This window comes from Variovorax sp. J2L1-78, assembly GCF_030317205.1.
Lineage (GTDB): Bacteria > Pseudomonadota > Gammaproteobacteria > Burkholderiales > Burkholderiaceae_C > Variovorax > Variovorax arabinosiphilus.
In genome coordinates this window covers 2,641,805-2,659,983 of record NZ_JASZYB010000001.1, presented here as the reverse complement: position 1 = coordinate 2,659,983, position 18,179 = coordinate 2,641,805, and the positions used below count along the sequence as shown (strand labels likewise).

Here is an 18,179-nt window from a genome sequence, read left to right as displayed (position 1 = left end):
CATCGGCCAGGTTTCAGTCGCAGTTCGGCCACCCGTTCGGCACGCAGCGTGACGCGAAAGACGGGACTCAGTCCTTCATGTTCGCGAACTTCACCAGGCCGGCGAACTTGGCGACGTCGTCGCGCATGATCTTCGCGAGGTCCTCGTTGCCGGTGGCCGGCACCGAGCCGCCGGCTTCCAGGCGCTTGCGGATCGCCGGGTCTTTCAGGCCCGTGGCCAGCGCGGTGCGCAGGCGTTGCGTCACCTCGGGAGGCAGGTTGACCGGGCCGGCGAGCGCGAACCAGCCCGAGAGCTCATAACCCTTGAGCTGCGGGTTCTCGCCCAGCGCGGGCACGTTGGGCAGGCTGGCCATGCGCGTGGCCGAGGTCACGCCCAGCGGCACGATGCGCCCGCCCTGGATGAAGGGCACGGCGGCGGTCGGCGAGATCATCGCGAAGTCCAGCGTGCCGCCCACCAAGTCGGTCGTGAGCGACGAGGTGCTGCGGTACGGGATGTGCGTCATGAAGATGCCCGCGCGCTGCTTGATGAGCTCGCCCGCGAAGTGCAGCGTCGAACCCACGCCCGAGCTGCCGTAGCTGAACTTGCCGGGGTTGCGCCGAGTCAGCTCGATGAACTCGGCCAGCGACTTCACGTTGGTGCGCGGGCTCGCCACCAGCAGCACCGGCGCGGTCGCGATGAGGCCGATGGACGTCATGTCCTTGAGCGGGTCGTACTTCTGCGCCGGGTTGACCTGGCCCGTCGCAGCCATCTCGTTGCTGGAGCCGGTCAGCAGCGTGTAGCCGTCGGCCGGGCTGTTGACGAGGCGCTGCGCTGCCACTGCACCGGCGGCGCCGGACTGGTTGTCGACCACCACGGTGGCGCCGATCTGCGCGGCGATCACGTCGGCCGCGATGCGCGCGGCCATGTCGACCGAGCCACCCGGTGCATAGCCCACCACCATCTTGATCGGCTTGGCGGGGTAGCCCTGCGACCATGCCGGCGCGGTCGGCAGCATGGCGAGCGCGAGGGTGGACAGCAGGCGGCGGCGCGCGGGGAGGGCGGTGCGGAGGGTCATGGCGGCGGGCAATCGAAAAGAATGGAAAGGCAACAAGGAGCTTCAGGCGGCCGGTGCAAGAAAGCGGCGCACCAGCTGCACCCAATAGCTCGCGGCAGTCGGCAGGATGGCGTCGTTGAAGTCGTAGCCCGGGTTGTGGACCATGCAGCCGCCGGTGCGATGGCCTTCGCCTTCGCCGTTGCCCACGATCAGGTAGCTGCCGGGGCAGTGCTGCAGCATGAAGGAGAAGTCCTCGCTGCCGGTGAGCGGTTCAAGCTCGCCCAGCAGGCCGTCTTCACCGAGCCAGTCGAGCGCGACCTGCCGGGCGAAGGTCGTGCTGGCCGCGTCGTTGACCAGCGCCGGGTAGCGCCAGTGGTAGTCCACCTCGGCCGTCACGCCCAGCGTGGTGGCCTGCGACTGCACCAGCTGCGTGATGCGCTCGCGCAGCAGCGCACGGGTCTCGGGGCGGTAGGCGCGTACCGTCAGGCGCAGTTTCACCTCGTCGGGGATCACGTTGGGCGCATCGCCGCCGTGGATGGCGCCGACGGACACCACTGCCATGTCGCGCGGGTCGACGTTGCGCGCGACGATGGTCTGCAGCGCCACGATGATGTGCGCCGCCGCCACCACCGGGTCGGCCGACAGGTGCGGCGCGGAGCCGTGGCCGCCGCGGCCCGAGACGGTGACGAGCACGGTGTCGGACGATGCCATGAAGGGCCCGGCCTTGAAGCCGAACTTGCCGACCGGGAAGCCCGGCATGTTGTGCAACGCGAAGATGGCGTCGCAAGGGAATTTCTCGAACAGGCCCTCTTCCACCATGCGGCGCCCACCGCCCAGGCCTTCCTCGGCCGGCTGGAAGATGAGGTTCAGCGTGCCATCGAAGGCGCCTTCCTGCGCGATGCAGCGCGCCGCGGCGAGCAGGATGGCGGTGTGGCCGTCATGGCCGCACGCGTGCATCTTGCCGGCGTGGCGGCTGGCGTAAGGCAGTTGGGTCGTCTCGTGGATGGGCAGCGCATCCATGTCGGCACGCAGGCCCAGGCGGCGGGTGCTGGTGCCCCGCTTCAGCGTGCCGACCACGCCGGTACCGCCGAGGCCGCGGTGCACCTCGTAGCCCCATTCCGCCAGCCGCTCGGCGACCAGGTCGCCGGTCGCGAATTCCTCGAAGGCCAGTTCGGGGTGCGCGTGGATGTGGCGGCGCAGCTGGACCATGTCGGCGGCGATGGCGCTCACTTCGGGCAGCACGGTGCCTGCGGGGCGGACGGGGGGATCGAGTTCGGCAGCGACGGTCATCGGGTGGGCAGCGAGGCGGTAGGTTGCGGAGGCGCCAGCCAGTCTAGGCATGCTCTTTGCGTCGAGGCAGACAGGTAAAAACCGTTCACCCCGGGGTGCTTCCTGTCCCTCGGCAGTGCCAGGCCCCCTCATCTCTCTGCGTTCATCTTGGTCATGAAGCTCCAGCAACTCCGCTATCTCGTCGCCGTCGCGTCCGAGGGCAGCATCCGCGCGGCCGCCCGCGCGTTGTGCCTCACGCAGGCGACCGTCACGCAGGGGCTGCGCGAGCTCGAAGGCCATGCGCAGGTCCAGCTCTTTCAGCGCCACAGCAGCGGTGCGCTGCTCACGGCGGCGGGGCAGGAGCTGCTGGACCATGCCCAACGCGCGCTCTCGCAGATCCGGCAGGCCGAGGAGGCCGTGGCGCGGCACCGCAACGGCGCCTCGCCGCAGCGGCTGTCGGTGGGTGTCACGCCGTGGGTGGCGCAGACGCTCATCGCGCGCGTGCTGCCGCGCTTTCGCGCCGAGCTGCCCCACATGCAGCTGGAGCTGTTCGACGGACTCTCAGCGCTGGCGTATCCGCGGCTGCGCGCGGGCACGCTCGACTTCATGATCGGACGGATCGCTTCCGATGCGCTGATGGACGGCCTGCATGCCCAGCCGCTGTTCAGCTACGAGATGACGGTGGTGGCGCGCACCGGTCACCCGGCAGCCACAGCGAGGTCCATCGCCGAGCTGACCGACCATGACTGGGTGCTCAACTTCACGCCGGGTGAAGCGGCCTCGTTCATGCACAACCTGTTCGGCCAGCATGGCGTGGCGGCGCCCAACCAGCGCATCCACCTCGCGCACTCCGCCATGCTCATGCTGACGCTGGTGCGACAGGCCGGCATGCTCACCTTCTGCCCGTGGCCGCTGGTCGAGACGAGCAGCATGCGTGAAGGCATGGTCGCGCTGCCGCTGCGGGAGCGCTTCGACACGCACGAGGTCGGCGTGGTCCGCCGCAGCAACGAGCCGCTCTCGCATGCCGCGCAACGCTTCGTCGCGCTGTTCATGGCGGAGGTCCGCGCCTGTGTTGCCTCCGACGACCCGGAGCTCAAGCGTGTGTTCTATTCGGTGGAATTGATGGGCGAGGCCCGAGCGGCCGACGACGAACCCGGGCCGACGGCAGGCCTCGAGCGCCGGTCGGACCGAATCCTGCACGTCGTCTGACCAAGCGGCCCCTGCGTTCTCACACGACCGGCCCGCCCGCCTCGCGGATGGTCAGCCCGGTGGCGCCCAGCTTGGCTTCGTGCTTGGCCAGGGCGGCCGCGTTCGCCACGTCCTGTGCGTCCTCGAAATCCCCCGGCGCCACCAGCAGCGCACCGACCGACAGGGTGGTGAAGCCGAAGAAGCGCAGCACGCCGTGCCGGTCTTCGCCCTCGATGCCGCCGGCCTCGAGTTCGCTGTCGTCGTAGAGGCGCATCGCCGCGCTTTCGAACTGGTCGATCATCCGCAGGCAGCGCTGCTTCCAGTCGGTGCTCTGGAATAGCACCAGGAAGTCGTCGCCGCCGATGTGGCCGACGAAGTCGCGCGTCGGATCGGCGTTGCGCACCGCGATGCGGGCCAGCAGCCGGATCATCTCGTCGCCGCGCCAGTAGCCGTAGTGGTCGTTGAAGGCCTTGAAGTTGTTCAGGTCGCCGTAGCAGGCGACGAACGGGATGTTGTCGATCAGCAGTTGCTCGATGTGGATGCTGATCGGGATGTTGCCGGGCAGGAAGGTGAGCGGGTTGGCATGGCGCGCCGCTTCCACACGCAGTTCGGTCACCGCACGCAAGAGCTGATCGGCCCGCCCGAGGCCGGCATACCGTCCGTTCTCGGTGACGATGAAGCCTTCGCTCAGGTAGCGCGGGTCCGACGCCATCAGTGCGGCGACCAGTTCCTGCACCTCCGCGTCGAGTTCGACGATGTGCGGCGACGTGTTGGCCAGGGCGCGGCACGACGCGCGGCCCGACGTCTCGCGAAAGCGCGGGCGTGCGTAGGCGTTCATGAAGGCGAGGCGCCCGATCAGTGCGACCGGCCGCCCGTCCTCCACCACCGGCAGCGCCTGAAGGTCCATGTGCGATTCGAAGAGGGCGAAGACCTCGTCGTTGACCGTGTGCCACGGCACCGTGGGCGCGTCGACCATGGGCAGGCTGCGCAGCACGGTCTTGAGCGACCCCTGCGCCTGCGGCGAATCCATGTCGGGGGCCGGGCCATGCAGGGCGTCCTGCACGGCCGGGGCCAGCGCCTGCGTGGGGGCGTCGGCGGTCGCGACGCCGACGAGCAGCGGCCCTTGCGCATACGGCACGCCCATGTCGCGCAGCGCGGCGAGGTCGTCGGGGTCGGCCACGCCGGTGGCGATGAGCGTGCTGCCCATGGCGCGTCCGAGCGCCGCCACCGCGCGGGCGACCTCGAGGCGCCGCATCGAACGGGCGATCCCGCGGGTGAGGGCGCTGTCGATCAGCATGTAGTCCGGGCCGAGCTCCGCCCACAGCCGGACGTGGGTGGACTCGTCACCCAGCTGGCCGATGGCCCAGCGCAAGCCCTGGCGGCGCAGGGCGGTGACGATGCCACGCAGGTCGGCGTCCGAGCACGCGTGGACGGCCGCGCTCACGTCGATGATCAGCGGCGCCCGGGGCGTGCCGAGCGCGGCGAGCAGCTTCTGGGTCCAGCGGGCGGTCGGGCATGCGGCCGCTTCGTGCAGCGCGGCCGCGCCGGGCGCCACGATCAGCAGGGTGGTGCTGCTCGCGCCATCGAAACCTGTGGCACCGGCCGGCGCGCGGCTCGGCGCCGCGGGCAGCCGCGTACCCCATCGGCCCGGCAGGTGCAGATGGTGGCCCACGACGACGACCCGGTTCAGGTCGACGATGGGCTGGCAGCGGAGCGCGAGCGGATCCGTGTCGATCTGTTCGGGCAGGGTTTCGATGGGCATGGGGCATACACCGGTTTCATGAGCCGGTCCCTGGATATCGGCCGCGCCATGCAATCTTGAAGCGTGTCGCCCGTGCCGCGACGATTCGCGTAACGGTGGCCCCCGGGAATGTCAGTGCCTGTCTGATTGTTGAATGTGATGTTTTCCCATAGGGTGTTCGCATGCCGAATGCCTGCTGTTGCCTCCCCGACCGTCGCCCCTTGCGTGTCCCGGCGCTTCCTTGCCTCACTCTTTGGGTGCCGCTTGCCGCGAGGTGCCCACGATGAATGCCATGTCGACACTGGAAGATCTTCGCCAGGCGCTGGGGCGGTGCGCAGCCACGCTCGAGGAGCATCGGGCCGATCTGATCGAATCGCTGGGTGACCGCATGTGCGGCAGTGGCACGGGACCCCGGCCGGAGGACGTGGAGCATCTGCACCTGCTGGAGCGGATGCATGACGCGTTGCGTCTGGCCTATGCGGATGGCTTGCAGCGCGAGGGGCGGGGGAGCCACGCCTGAGGTGCTACGAAAAGTAGTACCTTGGTTTTCGTTAAAAACTCCCGCGAAACGCCAGGGATGTGGCGACAATTCGTTGACTATCTTGTGACCACAAGAAAGTGTAGGCACAATGTACTACATGACGCCTACATGCCCACCCTCATGGACTTCGAAGGGACTGCTTTCAGTCCTGCGTGACACCCTGCCGGAGCACGAACTCGCTTCGGTTTTGGCGCCAGACGCCGTGCCGGGCGCTCCGGTGCCGGGCGACGTCGAAGCCCGCCAGGCGCGCATCGACCGCATGGCGCATCGCCTCAAGCAATTGGTGCAAGTGGCTGACGCGCCTGCCGCGGCGGCCGTGACAGCATAGGTCTTCCGTTCAGGCGGCTCTTCGTCTTTTCCCGGTATCCATTCAACCTTCCAGCAGGGGCACTCATGAAATCTCAATCGGAAGCCATCCGCGACGGTTACTCCGTCGATCTGTCCGGCCCGGGCCGCCCCATGGGCGCGCGAGGCAAGTACCCCAACTACGACGTGATCCCCTTGCTGACCGACATGGAAGCCGAACTGCTCAACACGCTGTCGCTGATTCGTTCGTTGCTCGCCGAAGGCGCGCCGACCGAGGATTCGAAGCATGGCGTGGTCCAGGCGATCGACGGCTTGCTGTCGGTGGCTCGCCACTGAGGCGGGCGTCAGGCTGTTTCGGCACAGGCCGGCGCCCAGTCGTCGTCCGGTCGCGTCGAGCAGGCCGTGAGCGCTTCGGCTTCCAGGATCCGGTCGAGATCCAGCAGTCGCAGCGCGTCACCTTCTTGTGTACGGATCTCCAGGCTGTAGGCATCGTCCCGCCGCGGGGCATGCGCCATGTCGCTGCGGCGCACGCCCAGGACACCATCGGCGGTGAAGCACGCCAGCCGTGCATCGATCGCCGCCACCACCACCACGGCCGAATGCGCGAGGTCGGCGGCCGGCAGCCCAAGCGCACGGCGCAGATCCAGGTGGGGAACCATCGCCCCACGTAACTCGAGCCAACGCCGCCGCTGCACTGCCGGTCGGCTCAGGCTGGCTACCGCCCCATACCCGCGCAACTCCTGCACCTGCCGCATGTCGATGCCGCAGGCCATGCCGGCCAGCCGGAACGCCAGGCACGCCGAAGGCAGGACCGAGGCCCCCTGCATCGCGGGGGGAAACGATCGCGCGGCGGAAAAGGCTTCTCTCATCGGGGCTCCAGTGGCAGGGGGCAGGCTGCGCGAGCGACGGCTGCCGTCTCGCTTCCTTCTTCTATCGTCCCTCCCGGGAGAAACTTGAGGCCGGCATTTCGTCGAATGAAACATTTCGTTGACTTGTGTGATTGGGTTGTCGTGCGTAACGTCATGTAACTCGTTTCTTCGTCCATTCGATGATCACCAAGCGCCGCGCCCTCGAATCTCTCGCCCTGACCCTCTGCGCTCCGGCCGCCTGGGCACAGAAGCCGACCTCTTCGGGCAGCGCCAGCACCTGGCCTGTCAAGCCGGTGCGGCTGCTCGTCGGCTTCCCGGCCGGCGCGTCACCCGACCTGGCGGCGCGCGCCATCGCGGCGCCCCTGGCGAAGTCGCTGGGCCAGCCAGTGCTGGTGGAGAACAAGCCGGGCGACAGCGGCAACCTGGCGGCCGACCTGGTCGCGAAGGCGCAGGACGATCACACCATCGGCGCACTGATCAACGGCAACCTGACGATCGCCAAGCTCCTCAACCCCAAGACCCCCTTCGATCCCGAGAAGGACTTCGCGCCCGTGGCCATGGTCGGCACCGCGCCGCTGGTGCTGGCCGTCACCGGCCAGGCGCAGGGCACTACGCCGACCGAACTGCTCCTGTGGGCACGCAACCTCAGTTCGCAGGGCAAGTACGGCACGCCGGGCATCGGCACCGTCGGCCATCTCGGCATGGAACTGGTCAAGAGCCGCAGCGGCATTCTGGCGACGCACGTGCCGTTCACCGGCAATCCGCAGGTCATCGCGGCGATGCTCGCGGGTGATGTGCAACTCGCGCTGCTGCCGCCGGCGCTGGTCAAGCCGCACCTGCAATCGGGCAAGCTCAAGGCCATCGGTGTCACCTCGCCGCAGCGCAGCCCCTTGTCCGGCGACATGCCGACCCTGCGGGAAGCCAATGTGCAAGGCGCCGATCTGGAGATTTGGACCGCCATCGCAGCACCTGCAGCCATGCCGCCGGCCGCCGTGACGCGTCTGAACGAAGCCCTGGCGGACGTGACCCGTCTGCCCGAGGTGCAACAGGCGTTGCTCACGGCGGGCTGGCAAGCCCAGCCGGGCACGCCGAAGGCGCTCAGCCACCGGATGCGTCAGGACACTTCGCTGCTGGGCGGGGTGATCCTCATGCGCGGCATCAAGATCGAGGCCTGATCGTCGCTCAGTGGCCGCAGGCGAAGCGCAGCGCACGCGCCGTGTCGTGCACCCGCGCGAAGTCGGTGTCGACGAGCTGCAGCGGCGGTGCGCCGCGCAGCCAGGCGTTGGGTTCGACGAACCAGTCCGCGAGCTCCCAGTCGTCGAGGACGTCCGACAGCTCGTCGATCAGCACGCGCACCGATGGGCGCACGGTCAGATCGCCCGGCTCGAACTGAAAGACCGGCAGCCAGCGCTGCCCCGCCCAGTCGACGCTGACCACCGTGCGCGACGTGATGGCCCGGGCAAGCGCGGACAGCCCGATGACCGACTGCCGGGCCGCGATCTCGGCGCCGTCGGCGAGCCCGCCCGACGCGCGGTAGGCATTCAGCAGGCCGATGAAGTGCGCATCGCCGCCGACAACGGCATCCACCGCGCAAGGCCACGGCGCCAAGCCGGCGCCGCGCAGCGGGGAAGGGGTGTGGGATGGATTCTGGATGGCTGGCATGAGGTTCCTCGGCGGCAGTGCGGACGCGTTGAAGCCCCGATGGTGAGAGGCGGCCCTTGCCGGCCCGTGTCATTTCGCGGGCGCCATGTTTCAGCTGCAATGCGGTGCGTATCGAACCGCCACGCGAGATCGGCCTTCGCATGGTCGTTTCACCTCCGCCGCTGTGCCCCGAGGCGCATTCAAGTTTTCCACGCTGCTGCCGATAAGAAGGATGACCCGGTCATCGGGTGCCTTCTTTCGATGGGAGTTCGCAGTGATCTTCAACCTGACCACGGTCAGCCCTTCGGTGGTGTCCGCGGCGATGGGGTCGTCGCGCGCGACCAGCCCGGTGGCCGCCACGGACAGCGTGTCCTCGCCGGCGGCGGCCGCACCGGCCGCCGTCTCCGTGACCCTCGGACAGGCCACCACGTCCGCCGAGGCGCAGACCTATTCGATGCCCAGCCGAACGGCCCCCGCGACGGTGTGGGAACAGCGGCCGGACGACGAGATCTCGTCGCTCATGGCGAGCAACATCGCCTACCGCTCGCCCGGAAGCCGGTTCTACGGACTGGGCGCCGCGATGCTGGAGCGCTTCGCCGCTGAGGCGGTGGATTTCTCGCAGTCGGCGACGGTGCAGAAAACGTCCGTCGCCAACCCGGGGACGGGCGTCTCGGCTTTGCAGACGGCGATGCAGTCGCAGCTGCACACCGACGCGGACAACCAGATCACCCTGTCGATCCGGACCGCCAGCGGCGCGACGGTCGAACTGCGCCTGGGCAGCCAGGACGAGGGGCTGGCCGTGCAGGTCAAGGTCTCCGGCGCCGAGCTCACCGAAGCCGAGCGCGCGGCGCTGGTGCAGCTCTCGGGGGCCTTCCAGGAGGCCATCGACGGCCTGGGTGCGGTGCCGCCGCGTCTGGCGCTGAAAGGGCTCGCGGTATTCGATCCGGCGGTGCTGTCGTCGGTCGATTTCAAGGCACGCATCGAGACCGATGACAAGGGCGCGATCGACGCCGTCGAATTCCATGCCGACGCGCGGTCGCGGTCGGTGAGCGCCACCGGGCCCTCCGGCACGGTGAAGGTCGACGTCGATGTCTCGAACCCGGCCATCCTCGGCAATGCCGCGCAGCAGGCCCAGGCCATGGCGCGCTACCTGCAGCAGTTCGATGCCGCGGGCAGCCGGGGCCGGGGCGACACCGCCCTCGTGGAGATGTTCAAGGATGCCTTCACGCAGATGAACAGCGACTACGGCGTGACAGCCCCCGTGGAGGGCCGCGCGGCACCCGGTGTGCTCGCGCTGAACGCGGGCGACCACAGCCTGCTGAGCGGGCTGGCGGATTTCAGCGCGTCGATGGTGCAGGCCTCGGAAGCGTCGAACCCGATGCGGCCGGAAGAACTCGACACCTTCTCGTACCAGGTTTCTCAGAGCACGAGCGTGATGGGCCGCGATCCGCGCAACCGCACCATCCATCAGGAGCAGCAAGCGCAATTGAGCGCCAGCTACCACCGGCCGCTGTCGCCGGAGCTGTCGCTCTTTCTCACGCTGGCGAAGGAGTCGCAGTTCTACGAGTACATCGAGATCGACGACGAGGCCAAGGTGTCGACCGACGTCGCGTACAAGGACGGCGTGCGCATCGACGCGTCGGTCGAGCAGTCGGCGCGCCAGTCCACGCGCGTGCAACGCTACCTGATGGGCAAGCTGGAATCCGACACGACCTTTCCCTCGGACGCCACGCGTGTCGCCGACGTGCGCGCGCTGCTCAAGACCGTCGAGCAGGCGCAGCGGTCGCGCGACCCGGAGGACGCGCGCCGCCGTGACCAGGCGCTCGCCACGGCCGCTTCGCTCGCGGTGCTGCCGGACGACCCGGCCGCGCTCAAGCGACGCGTGGACACCACGCCATCCTGAGCGCGCGGCCACGCGGCTTGCGAGAGGACCAACCGAATTCCTACGCGGGGCGCACCGGCACGCCTTCTAGAGTGAACCTTCTACGCCGTTCGAACGGCGACGCCGCTTCCGTCGGCGACCACGATGAAGGATCACCACCATGGACATCTCGAGCAATCTGCCGATCACGCGGCGCGGGCTCCTCGCGGCAGGCGCTGCTTCGGCGTCGGCCACGATCGTCGCCCAGCCCGCCACGGCGCAGACCCCCGCCCGGCCCGCTGCGCAGGCGGGCACCCCGGCGCTGTCGACCGTGACGATGCAGGTCAACGGCACGACGCAGCGCCTGGACCTCGACACGCGCACCACGCTGCTCGACGCACTGCGTGAGCACCTCCACCTCACCGGCACCAAGAAGGGTTGCGACCACGGCCAGTGCGGCGCCTGTACGGTGATCGTCGACGGCCAGCGCATCAATTCCTGCCTCACGCTCGCCGTGATGCACGAGGGCAGCACCGTCACCACGGTCGAAGGCCTGGGCACGCCCGACAGGCTGCACCCGATGCAGGCCGCCTTCGTGAAGCACGACGGCTTCCAGTGCGGCTATTGCACGCCGGGCCAGATCTGCTCGGCCGTGGGCGTGCTGCGCGAGATCGAACAGGGCGTCCCGAGCCACGTCAGCGCCGACCTCACGGCCAAGCCGATGTTCTCGGCCGACGAACTGCGCGAGCGCATGAGCGGCAACATCTGCCGCTGCGGGGCTTACAGCAACATCGTCGACGCGGTCACCGAAGTGGCCAAGGGGGCCGCATGAGAGCCTTCACCTACGAACGCGCCGCCTCGGCCGAAGACGCGCTGGCGAAGGCGGCGCGCATGCCCAACGCCAGGTTCATCGCCGGCGGCACCAACCTGCTCGACCTGATGAAGCTGGAGATCGAGACGCCTGCGCATCTGGTCGACCTCAACGGACTCGGCCTGAAGGCGATCGAACCCACGCAGGACGGCGGGCTACGCATCGGTGCCCTGGTGAGCAACACCCAGCTGGCCGCCGACGACCGCGTGCGCCGCGACTACGGCGTGCTCTCGCGCGCCCTGCTGGCCGGCGCCTCGGGCCAGCTGCGCAACAAGGCGTCGACCGCGGGCAACCTGCTGCAGCGCACGCGCTGCCCCTACTTCTACGACACGAACCAGGCCTGCAACAAGCGCCAGCCCGGCAGCGGTTGCGCCGCCATGGGCGGCTACAGCAAGCAATTGGGCGTGGTGGGCACGAGCGAGGCGTGCATCGCCACGCACCCGAGCGACATGGCCGTGGCGATGCGGGCGCTCGATGCCTCGGTCGAAACGATGCGGCCCGACGGCGTGCGCCGCGTGATCCCCATCGCCGATCTGCACCGGTTGCCGGGAACGACGCCGCACATCGAGACCGAGCTGGCGCGCGGCGAGCTGATCACCGCGGTCACGCTGCCGGCGCCGGTGGGCGGCACGCACATCTACCAGAAGGTGCGCGACCGCGCCTCCTATGCCTTCGCGCTGGTGTCGGTCGCGGCCATCGTGCAGCGCGACGGCAGCGGACGCGTGGCCGTGGGCGGCGTGGCGCCCAAGCCGTGGCGCATGGACAGCGCCGACGCGCAACTGCCGCGCGGCGCCAAGGCCGTGGCCGACGCGCTCTTCGCCGGCGCGCGACCGACGAAGGAGAACGCATTCAAATTGCCGCTGGCGGAGCGCACGATCGCTTCGGTCCTGGCGCAGGCAAGGAGCCGAGCATGAAATTCGACACGCCCGCGGGCACCAACCCGATCGATCAACTGAAGGTGGTCGGCCAGCCGGTCGACCGCGTCGACGGCCGGCTCAAGACCACCGGCACGGCGCGCTATGCCTACGAGCAGCACGACGTGGTCGCCAACCAGGCCTATGGCCACGTGCTGGGCGCCGGCATCGCCAAGGGCCGCATCGCCGCGATGGACACCGCCCGCGCCAGGGCGGCACCGGGCGTCATCGCGATCGTCACGGCCGAGAACGCCGGCAAGCTGGCCAAGGGTTCGCGGAATGTGGCCAAGCTGCTGGGCGGCCCGGTCATCGACCACTACCACCAGGCGATCGCGCTCGTGGTGGCAGAAAGCTTCGAACAGGCGCGCGCCGCGGCCCAGATGATCCGCGTGGAGTACACGCGCACCGACGGCCACTTCGACCTGGCACACGCCCGCGAGACCGGCGCGAAGACCACCGACAGCGACAAGGCCGTGGGCGACTTCGCCGCCAACTTCGGCCGGGCCGAGGTGCAGCTGGATGCGACCTACACGACACCCGACCAGTCGCATGCGCAGATGGAGCCGCAGGCATCGATCGCGGCCTGGCGCGGCGACAAACTGACCATCTGGACATCGAACCAGATGATCGACTGGGCCGCGACCGACATCGCGAAGACGCTCGACATCCCGCGGGCGAACGTCCGCATCATCTCGCCCTTCATCGGCGGCGGTTTTGGCGGCAAGCTCTTCCTGCGCGCCGACATCCTGCTGGCAGCCGTCGGTGCGCGCATCGCGAAGCGGCCGGTCAAGGTGGCGCTGCAGCGGCCGCTGATCGCCAACAACACGACGCACCGGGCCGCGACGATCCAGCGCATCCGCCTGGGCGCGTCCAAGGACGGCAAGCTCACGGTCATCGGCCACGAAAGCTGGTCGGGCAACCTGGCCGACGGCGAGCCGGAGGACGCGGTACAGCAGACCACCCTGCTCTATGCCGGCGCGCACCGCCTGACCGGCACGCGGCTCGCCCGGCTCGACCTGCCCGAGGGCAACGCGATGCGCGCGCCCGGCGAAGCCCCAGGCCTGCTGGCGCTGGAGATCGCCATGGACGAGATGGCCGAGCGCCTCGGCATGGACCCGATCGAGTTCCGCGCGCTCAACGACACGCAGGTCGACCCGGCCGATCCCCAGCGCAAGTTTTCGCAGCGTCGCCTGAACGACTGCCTGCGCATCGGCGCCGAGCGCTTCGGCTGGAACCAGCGCAGCGCCAAGCCGGGGCAGGTGCGCGACGGCCAATGGCTCATCGGCACCGGCGTGGCTGCGGCCTTCCGCAACAACGTGGTGATGAAATCCGCGGCGCGGGTTCGCCTGAATGCCCAAGGCATCGTCACGGTCGAGACCGACATGACGGACATCGGCACCGGCAGCTACACCATCATCGCGCAGACGGCCGCCGAGATGATGGGCGTACCGCTGGAACGGGTCGTCGTGAAGCTGGGCGATTCGAGCTTTCCGGCTTCGGCCGGCTCCGGCGGGCAGTGGGGCGGCAACTGCTCCACCGCCGGTGTGTATGCCGCCTGCGTCAAGCTGCGTGAGCAGGTTGCGCAGCGTGCAGGCATCGACGCTGCAACCGCGAACTTCGCCGATGGCCGTATCTCCGGTGGTGGCCGCAGCATGGTGCTCGCCGAGGCCGCAGCCGGACAGGAGTTCGTCGCCGAAGACGTGCTGGAGTTCGGCGACCTGGACAAGAAGTTCCAGCAGTCGACCTTCGGTGCGCACTTCGTGGAAGTGGCGGTGCATGCCTTCACCGCCGAGGTGCGCGTGCGGCGCATGCTGGCCGTGTGCGCATCGGGCCGCATCCTCAACCCCAAGACTGCGCGCAGCCAGGTGATCGGCGCGATGGCGATGGGTGTGGGCGCGGCGCTGATGGAAGAGCTCGCGGTCGACGAGCGCCTGGGCTTCTTCGTCAACCACGACCTCGCGGGCTACGAGGTGCCGGTGCATGCCGACATCCCGCACCAGGAGGTCGTGTTCCTCGACGAGACCGATCCGGTCTCGTCGCCCATGAAGGCCAAGGGCGTCGGCGAACTGGGCATCTGCGGCGTCGGCGCCGCGGTGGCCAACGCGATCTACAACGCGACCGGCGTCCGGGTGCGCGACTATCCGATCACGCTGGACAAGCTCATCGGCAAGCTGCCGCCGAGCGAGGCCTGAACGTCACGGCGCCGGAAGGCGTCGCTGCCGGCGATCAGGCGTCAGGCGCCGACGAAGCTCATGCGCGCTTCGTGCACCACGTTGTCGCGCACGATGTCGCGCGCTTCGTCGTCGGCGAAGTCCATCAGCGCATCGCCGATCTCGTCCTCGTCGAGTGCGAACAGCAACTCGATCGCCTCCTGCTGCGCTTCCGAGAACGTTCCAGCCTGGCTCAGGCGGTTGAACGTCGCGGCGGTTTCCTGCGGGGCCAGCAGACGCATGTCGAGCAGCTCGAGGACATGGCGGATCTGCGAAGGGGTCAAGGGCTGCGGGTTGGCGAGAGGCTTCATGGCGATGGATCTTTCAGTGGGTTCGGGGACCGTTCCTTTGTGGCGAATCGTGTCTTGGGTGAGACCCGAGCGTCGCCGAAAAGGTTCGTCGGTGCGTATGCGAGCCGCTGCAAAGCAAGTGCGCTTGTGCGGAAAGTCTCGAACCCTCTCGGGGGCTGTCGTTAATCCGACACGGGGCGCGGTGGCTTGCTCAGCGCGAGATCCCACAGCACATCGCCGCCGAGCGCGAAGGTGCGCGCCGGCGGGCGCAACGCGTCGCCCATGGCGTCGGATCGGCGTACCTGCAGGCCCGGATGTCCGGCGCCGATGACCACCGGCGCCACGATGAGGTGCAGCCGGTCGAGGCAGTGCTGCTGCACGAACGCCGACACCGTCACCCCGCCGCCCTCAACGAAGAGCAGGCGCAGTCCGCGCGCACGCAACGCGCCGACCACCTCGGCCAGCGACAGCCGGTGGCCCAGCGCCGCATGCCGGGGCAGGGCGACGACGTGCGCCGCCCCCAGCCGGAGTTCGGCGCGCGCGCGGTGGGCCACGTCGCACACCAGCAGCGTCGGGGCCTGTCCGTCGGTGAAGACACGGGCGCCGGCCGGCACCCGCAACGAGGGGTCGAGCACCACGCGGGTCGGGTTGTCGCCGGGCACCCGCCGGGTGGTGAGCTGCGGGTTGTCCAGGCACACCGTGCTGGCGCCGACGATCACCGCGTCGCACAGGGCGCGCAGCCGGTGCAGGTGCACCAGCCCTTCAGGGCCGTTGACGAAGCAGGAGTCGCCGCGGTGGGTGGCGATGCAGCCGTCGAGACTCTGGCCCAGCTGGCCGATGGTCCAGGCCGCGTCATCGCCGTGGCGGTCGAGCAGGGGCTTGAACAGCGCGAAAAGGGTCCGCGCCTCGTCGTCCCAGCCGTGCTGCAGTGCATAGCCCTGCGCGCGCGACCACGAGAGCGGCAGGTCGGCGTCGACGGGGCGCAGCCCTTGGCGGCGGCGGCGCGCGATGTCGAGGCACCACTGCCACAGGGCGGCGACGTCGCCCTTGACGGGGATGGCGTTCAACGGAACCGGAACAGCGCTCACACGACCTCCTGTCGCGCCATCGTGGCGCCGGGGAGGCCCGTCCGGCGCCTCCAGGCCACGAAAGTTGTAACGGGATCCTCAACTTTTCCGGGGCGGCGCCGATGAAGTAAGTGGTTTCTCCATGGATCCCTTACCAAGATCCCTTCGGCCCGCTCCGTGCGGGCCGTTTTTTTGGGCTCAGAGGATCTCGGGCTCCGTCCGGATCGAGGTGTGGTCGCGCCGGTCGCTGAGCTTGCCGATGGCGCTGTCCAGCGCGCGCCGTGCCTTGGCCTCGGCGCCGCGGAAGGCTTCGTCCATGTTGGCGGCCTGGTGCGTCACGGCCACGGCGGCATGGCCGACCACGTGGGCTTCGATCATGCAGCGCTTGTCGTCGGCGCCACCCTTGCCGCTGTTGTCGTCCGACAGGTGCACCTCGATGCGGCGCACGTCGTTCGAGAAGCGGCCCAGGGTGCGGCGGATCTCGGCGTCGGCCCAGGCTTCGAGCGTGACCTTGTTGTCCATGCCATTGCCGGTGTTGATGTGGATTTCCATGCGGATGCGTCTCCGGGGTAGAGGCTGCGCTGGCGCAGCGGGCCGCGCAGGGAACGAAGCCCCGCGCGGTGTGTGAACCAAGCATGACCCACGTTGGCCATGGCGTGACGTAGGCCAAGGGAGGCTTTTCGCGCGCAGTCGGCGTGGCGCACGGCGAGGCGATCTCCCTCGGCCATGGGGGGCGCCATATAAGGCCAGCGAATAAGCAGATGGCGATTCGGTCGTTCGTCTCGCTGCCGGCTGCGGGCATACTCGCGTCCCTTTCTCCTGCCCGAGGGCCGCCCAGGCCCCGGCGATTGCGTCGTGACCTCCACTCCCCCGACCGATGCGGCCCCCAGGCCGCCGGTGATCCGCCTCGAAGCGGTCCAGAAATCATTTGCACTGCCCAGCGGCGAAGTCTTCGACGCCGTGCGCGCGCTGTCGCTCGACATCCCCGAGGGCGAGATCTTCGGCCTGATCGGCAAGAGCGGCGCGGGCAAGTCCACGCTGCTGCGCCTGATCAACCTGCTCGAGCGGCCCGACACCGGCCGCGTGATCGTCGGCGGCCGTGACCTGACCACCCTGTCGCGTCGCGAACTGCGCGACACGCGGCAGAACATCGGCATGATCTTCCAGCAGTTCAACCTGCTGCAGAACGCCACGGTCTTCGACAACGTGGCCTTCCCGCTGAAGATCCACGACCGCCATTCGCGCGCCGAGATCGATGCGCGGGTTCGCGAATGCCTGGCGCTGGTCGGCCTTTCGGAAAAGATCGACACCTACCCGGCGCAACTGTCCGGCGGGCAAAAACAGCGTGTGGCCATCGCCCGTGCGCTGGCGCCGCGCCCGCAGGTGCTGCTGTGCGACGAGCCCACGTCGGCGCTCGACAGCGAAACCACGCGCTCGCTGCTCGAGACGCTGCGCGACATCAACGCCAAGATCGGCGTGACCATCGTGATCGTCACGCACGAGCTGTCGGTGGTCGAGGTGCTGTGCCGCCGCGTCGCCATCCTCGAGAAGGGCCAGCTGATCGAGCAGTTCGCCGTCGACGAGGCGCCCGATGCCGAGCGGCTCACGGCGCTGGGCCGCGAGATCGACGCATTGGTGCGCCGCCGCGCGCGCGATGCGCGCGAGGCGGCCAACGCGCCGCTGTCGTCATCCCCTGCGCCTCGAGGAATTGCCCATGCCTGAGAACATCGCCGCCATCCTGCCCGAGCTGTGGCTCGCCGCCGGGCAGACCTTCCTGATGCTGGGCATCGGCCTGTCGGCCGCGGTGCTCATCGGCGGCCCGCTGGGCGTGCTGCTGTTCCTGCTCGGCCCCGGTCAGTCGCTCGACAACAAGCCGGCCTTCCTGGTGCTGAACTGGATCGTCAACACCGTGCGGTCCTTCCCCTTCATCATCCTGCTGGTGGCGCTGGTGCCGATCACCCGTGTCATCGCGGGCACCTCCATCGGCCCGCTGGCGGCGGCGGTGCCGCTGTCGGTCGCGGCCATCCCTTACTTCGCGCGGCTGGTCGACCAGTGCCTGCGCGAGGTGCCGCGAGGCGTCATCGAGGCGGCCCATGCCATGGGCGCATCGGAGCTGCAGATTGTCTGGCGTGTGCTCATCGTCGAGGCCCGCTCCGGCCTAGTGCTGGCACTCACGGTGCTCTCGGTCAGCTTCCTCTCCTACTCGGCCATCGCCGGCGTGGTGGGCGGCGGCGGCATCGGCGACCTGGCCATCCGCTACGGCTACTACCGCTTCCAGACCGATGTGATGGTCTTCACCGTCGTGCTGCTGGTCGTGCTGGTGCAGATCATCCAGTTCGTCGGCAACACCGCCGCGCGTCGTCTCGACAAACGTTGAT

Annotated in this window: 19 protein-coding genes; 10 read left to right on the top strand and 9 right to left on the bottom strand. The window is 69.0% G+C overall.

Annotation, left to right across the window (positions count from 1 at the left end; all coding sequences use genetic code 11):
• Nucleotides 1–67 precede the first annotated feature (67 nt).
• Together QTH86_RS12650 and QTH86_RS12645 are read right to left on the bottom strand one after the other, a co-directional pair.
• Nucleotides 68–1,054, bottom strand: a complete 987-nt coding sequence (locus QTH86_RS12650) for a Bug family tripartite tricarboxylate transporter substrate binding protein (RefSeq protein WP_286644342.1) — start codon at nucleotides 1,052–1,054, stop codon at nucleotides 68–70.
• Nucleotides 1,055–1,096: 42 nt separating this feature from the next.
• A complete protein-coding gene (locus tag QTH86_RS12645) occupies nucleotides 1,097–2,323 on the bottom strand; it encodes a M20 aminoacylase family protein (RefSeq protein ID WP_286644343.1) in 1,227 nt (408 codons plus the stop codon).
• 153 nt (nucleotides 2,324–2,476) lie between these two features.
• Here QTH86_RS12645 and QTH86_RS12640 point away from each other — a divergent pair, with 153 nt between their 5' ends.
• The gene (locus QTH86_RS12640; RefSeq protein ID WP_286644344.1) at nucleotides 2,477–3,511 is read left to right on the top strand and encodes a LysR family transcriptional regulator; all 1,035 of its coding nucleotides are present in this window, start codon (nucleotides 2,477–2,479) and stop codon (nucleotides 3,509–3,511) included.
• 19 nt (nucleotides 3,512–3,530) lie between these two features.
• Here QTH86_RS12640 and QTH86_RS12635 read toward each other — a convergent pair whose 3' ends face one another.
• Nucleotides 3,531–5,252 (bottom strand): EAL domain-containing protein, encoded by a 1,722-nt coding sequence (locus QTH86_RS12635; protein ID WP_286644345.1) that lies wholly within the window; start codon nucleotides 5,250–5,252, stop codon nucleotides 3,531–3,533.
• Between the two features lie 271 nt (nucleotides 5,253–5,523).
• On the opposite strand from QTH86_RS12635, the gene QTH86_RS12630 reads away from it, so the two are divergent.
• Nucleotides 5,524–5,751: a hypothetical protein gene (locus tag QTH86_RS12630; protein WP_286644346.1), complete on the top strand. Its 228-nt coding sequence runs from the start codon at nucleotides 5,524–5,526 to the stop codon at nucleotides 5,749–5,751.
• A gap of 163 nt (nucleotides 5,752–5,914) precedes the next feature.
• Here QTH86_RS12630 and QTH86_RS12625 read toward each other — a convergent pair whose 3' ends face one another.
• The gene (locus QTH86_RS12625) at nucleotides 5,915–6,061 is read right to left on the bottom strand and encodes a hypothetical protein (RefSeq protein WP_286644347.1); all 147 of its coding nucleotides are present in this window, start codon (nucleotides 6,059–6,061) and stop codon (nucleotides 5,915–5,917) included.
• Nucleotides 6,062–6,165: 104 nt separating this feature from the next.
• Here QTH86_RS12625 and QTH86_RS12620 point away from each other — a divergent pair, with 104 nt between their 5' ends.
• A complete protein-coding gene (locus tag QTH86_RS12620; RefSeq protein ID WP_286644348.1) occupies nucleotides 6,166–6,414 on the top strand; it encodes a hypothetical protein in 249 nt (82 codons plus the stop codon).
• An 8-nt stretch (nucleotides 6,415–6,422) separates the two neighbouring features.
• Here QTH86_RS12620 and QTH86_RS12615 read toward each other — a convergent pair whose 3' ends face one another.
• Complete coding sequence (locus QTH86_RS12615; RefSeq protein ID WP_286644349.1) at nucleotides 6,423–6,947, bottom strand: chemotaxis protein CheW; 525 nt, start codon at nucleotides 6,945–6,947, stop codon at nucleotides 6,423–6,425.
• Nucleotides 6,948–7,126: 179 nt separating this feature from the next.
• Here QTH86_RS12615 and QTH86_RS12610 point away from each other — a divergent pair, with 179 nt between their 5' ends.
• Complete coding sequence (locus QTH86_RS12610) at nucleotides 7,127–8,122, top strand: Bug family tripartite tricarboxylate transporter substrate binding protein (RefSeq protein ID WP_286644350.1); 996 nt, start codon at nucleotides 7,127–7,129, stop codon at nucleotides 8,120–8,122.
• Nucleotides 8,123–8,129: 7 nt separating this feature from the next.
• Here QTH86_RS12610 and QTH86_RS12605 read toward each other — a convergent pair whose 3' ends face one another.
• On the bottom strand, nucleotides 8,130–8,609 hold the full coding sequence (locus tag QTH86_RS12605) for an antitoxin Xre/MbcA/ParS toxin-binding domain-containing protein (protein WP_286644351.1): 480 nt from the start codon (nucleotides 8,607–8,609) through the stop codon (nucleotides 8,130–8,132).
• Between the two features lie 253 nt (nucleotides 8,610–8,862).
• Between QTH86_RS12605 and QTH86_RS12600 the strand changes: the two genes are divergently transcribed.
• The 4 genes from QTH86_RS12600 (at nucleotide 8,863) to paoC (ending at nucleotide 14,426) form a co-directional block, all read left to right on the top strand.
• On the top strand, nucleotides 8,863–10,491 hold the full coding sequence (locus QTH86_RS12600) for a hypothetical protein (protein WP_286644352.1): 1,629 nt from the start codon (nucleotides 8,863–8,865) through the stop codon (nucleotides 10,489–10,491).
• Nucleotides 10,492–10,630: 139 nt separating this feature from the next.
• Complete coding sequence (gene paoA, locus QTH86_RS12595; protein ID WP_286644353.1) at nucleotides 10,631–11,281, top strand: aldehyde dehydrogenase iron-sulfur subunit PaoA; 651 nt, start codon at nucleotides 10,631–10,633, stop codon at nucleotides 11,279–11,281.
• Nucleotides 11,278–12,234, top strand: coding sequence for an FAD binding domain-containing protein (locus QTH86_RS12590; protein WP_286644354.1), 957 nt, complete (start codon nucleotides 11,278–11,280; stop codon nucleotides 12,232–12,234). Before paoA ends, QTH86_RS12590 begins: the two co-directional genes overlap by 4 nt.
• On the top strand, nucleotides 12,231–14,426 hold the full coding sequence (gene paoC / locus QTH86_RS12585; RefSeq protein ID WP_286644355.1) for an aldehyde oxidoreductase molybdenum-binding subunit PaoC: 2,196 nt from the start codon (nucleotides 12,231–12,233) through the stop codon (nucleotides 14,424–14,426). The genes QTH86_RS12590 and paoC overlap by 4 nt, the downstream gene beginning before the upstream one ends.
• 41 nt (nucleotides 14,427–14,467) lie before the next feature.
• Here paoC and QTH86_RS12580 read toward each other — a convergent pair whose 3' ends face one another.
• The 3 genes from QTH86_RS12580 to QTH86_RS12570 all read right to left on the bottom strand — a co-directional run bounded on the left by QTH86_RS12580 (nucleotide 14,468) and on the right by QTH86_RS12570 (nucleotide 16,353).
• Nucleotides 14,468–14,755 carry a hypothetical protein gene (locus QTH86_RS12580; protein WP_286644356.1) on the bottom strand — a complete coding sequence of 96 codons (288 nt, stop codon included), beginning with the start codon at nucleotides 14,753–14,755 and terminating at the stop codon, nucleotides 14,468–14,470.
• A gap of 161 nt (nucleotides 14,756–14,916) precedes the next feature.
• Complete coding sequence (locus QTH86_RS12575; protein WP_286649352.1) at nucleotides 14,917–15,822, bottom strand: RibD family protein; 906 nt, start codon at nucleotides 15,820–15,822, stop codon at nucleotides 14,917–14,919.
• Between the two features lie 177 nt (nucleotides 15,823–15,999).
• Entirely contained in the window at nucleotides 16,000–16,353 is a 354-nt protein-coding gene (locus tag QTH86_RS12570; protein WP_286644358.1) for an HPF/RaiA family ribosome-associated protein, read from the bottom strand.
• 303 nt (nucleotides 16,354–16,656) lie between these two features.
• Here QTH86_RS12570 and QTH86_RS12565 point away from each other — a divergent pair, with 303 nt between their 5' ends.
• Both QTH86_RS12565 and QTH86_RS12560 read left to right on the top strand, forming a co-directional pair.
• Complete coding sequence (locus tag QTH86_RS12565; protein ID WP_286644359.1) at nucleotides 16,657–17,523, top strand: methionine ABC transporter ATP-binding protein; 867 nt, start codon at nucleotides 16,657–16,659, stop codon at nucleotides 17,521–17,523.
• The gene (locus QTH86_RS12560) at nucleotides 17,516–18,178 is read left to right on the top strand and encodes a methionine ABC transporter permease (protein ID WP_286644360.1); all 663 of its coding nucleotides are present in this window, start codon (nucleotides 17,516–17,518) and stop codon (nucleotides 18,176–18,178) included. The genes QTH86_RS12565 and QTH86_RS12560 overlap by 8 nt, the downstream gene beginning before the upstream one ends.
• Nucleotide 18,179 lies beyond the last annotated feature (1 nt).

What these genes read in the sequence shown, in the direction of transcription:
- QTH86_RS12560 (WP_286644360.1), top strand. Translation starts at nt 17,516, where the DNA reads ATGCCTGAGAACATCGCCGCCATCCTGCCCGAGCTGTGGCTCGCCGCC.
- QTH86_RS12645 (WP_286644343.1), bottom strand. Translation starts at nt 2,323, where the DNA reads ATGACCGTCGCTGCCGAACTCGATCCCCCCGTCCGCCCCGCAGGCACC.
- QTH86_RS12570 (WP_286644358.1), bottom strand. Translation starts at nt 16,353, where the DNA reads ATGGAAATCCACATCAACACCGGCAATGGCATGGACAACAAGGTCACG.
- QTH86_RS12635 (WP_286644345.1), bottom strand. Translation starts at nt 5,252, where the DNA reads ATGCCCATCGAAACCCTGCCCGAACAGATCGACACGGATCCGCTCGCG.
- QTH86_RS12580 (WP_286644356.1), bottom strand. Translation starts at nt 14,755, where the DNA reads ATGAAGCCTCTCGCCAACCCGCAGCCCTTGACCCCTTCGCAGATCCGC.
- QTH86_RS12650 (WP_286644342.1), bottom strand. Translation starts at nt 1,054, where the DNA reads ATGACCCTCCGCACCGCCCTCCCCGCGCGCCGCCGCCTGCTGTCCACC.
- QTH86_RS12615 (WP_286644349.1), bottom strand. Translation starts at nt 6,947, where the DNA reads ATGAGAGAAGCCTTTTCCGCCGCGCGATCGTTTCCCCCCGCGATGCAG.
- QTH86_RS12620 (WP_286644348.1), top strand. Translation starts at nt 6,166, where the DNA reads ATGAAATCTCAATCGGAAGCCATCCGCGACGGTTACTCCGTCGATCTG.
- QTH86_RS12605 (WP_286644351.1), bottom strand. Translation starts at nt 8,609, where the DNA reads ATGCCAGCCATCCAGAATCCATCCCACACCCCTTCCCCGCTGCGCGGC.
- paoA (WP_286644353.1), top strand. Translation starts at nt 10,631, where the DNA reads ATGGACATCTCGAGCAATCTGCCGATCACGCGGCGCGGGCTCCTCGCG.
- QTH86_RS12640 (WP_286644344.1), top strand. Translation starts at nt 2,477, where the DNA reads ATGAAGCTCCAGCAACTCCGCTATCTCGTCGCCGTCGCGTCCGAGGGC.
- paoC (WP_286644355.1), top strand. Translation starts at nt 12,231, where the DNA reads ATGAAATTCGACACGCCCGCGGGCACCAACCCGATCGATCAACTGAAG.
- QTH86_RS12630 (WP_286644346.1), top strand. Translation starts at nt 5,524, where the DNA reads ATGTCGACACTGGAAGATCTTCGCCAGGCGCTGGGGCGGTGCGCAGCC.
- QTH86_RS12590 (WP_286644354.1), top strand. Translation starts at nt 11,278, where the DNA reads ATGAGAGCCTTCACCTACGAACGCGCCGCCTCGGCCGAAGACGCGCTG.
- QTH86_RS12610 (WP_286644350.1), top strand. Translation starts at nt 7,127, where the DNA reads ATGATCACCAAGCGCCGCGCCCTCGAATCTCTCGCCCTGACCCTCTGC.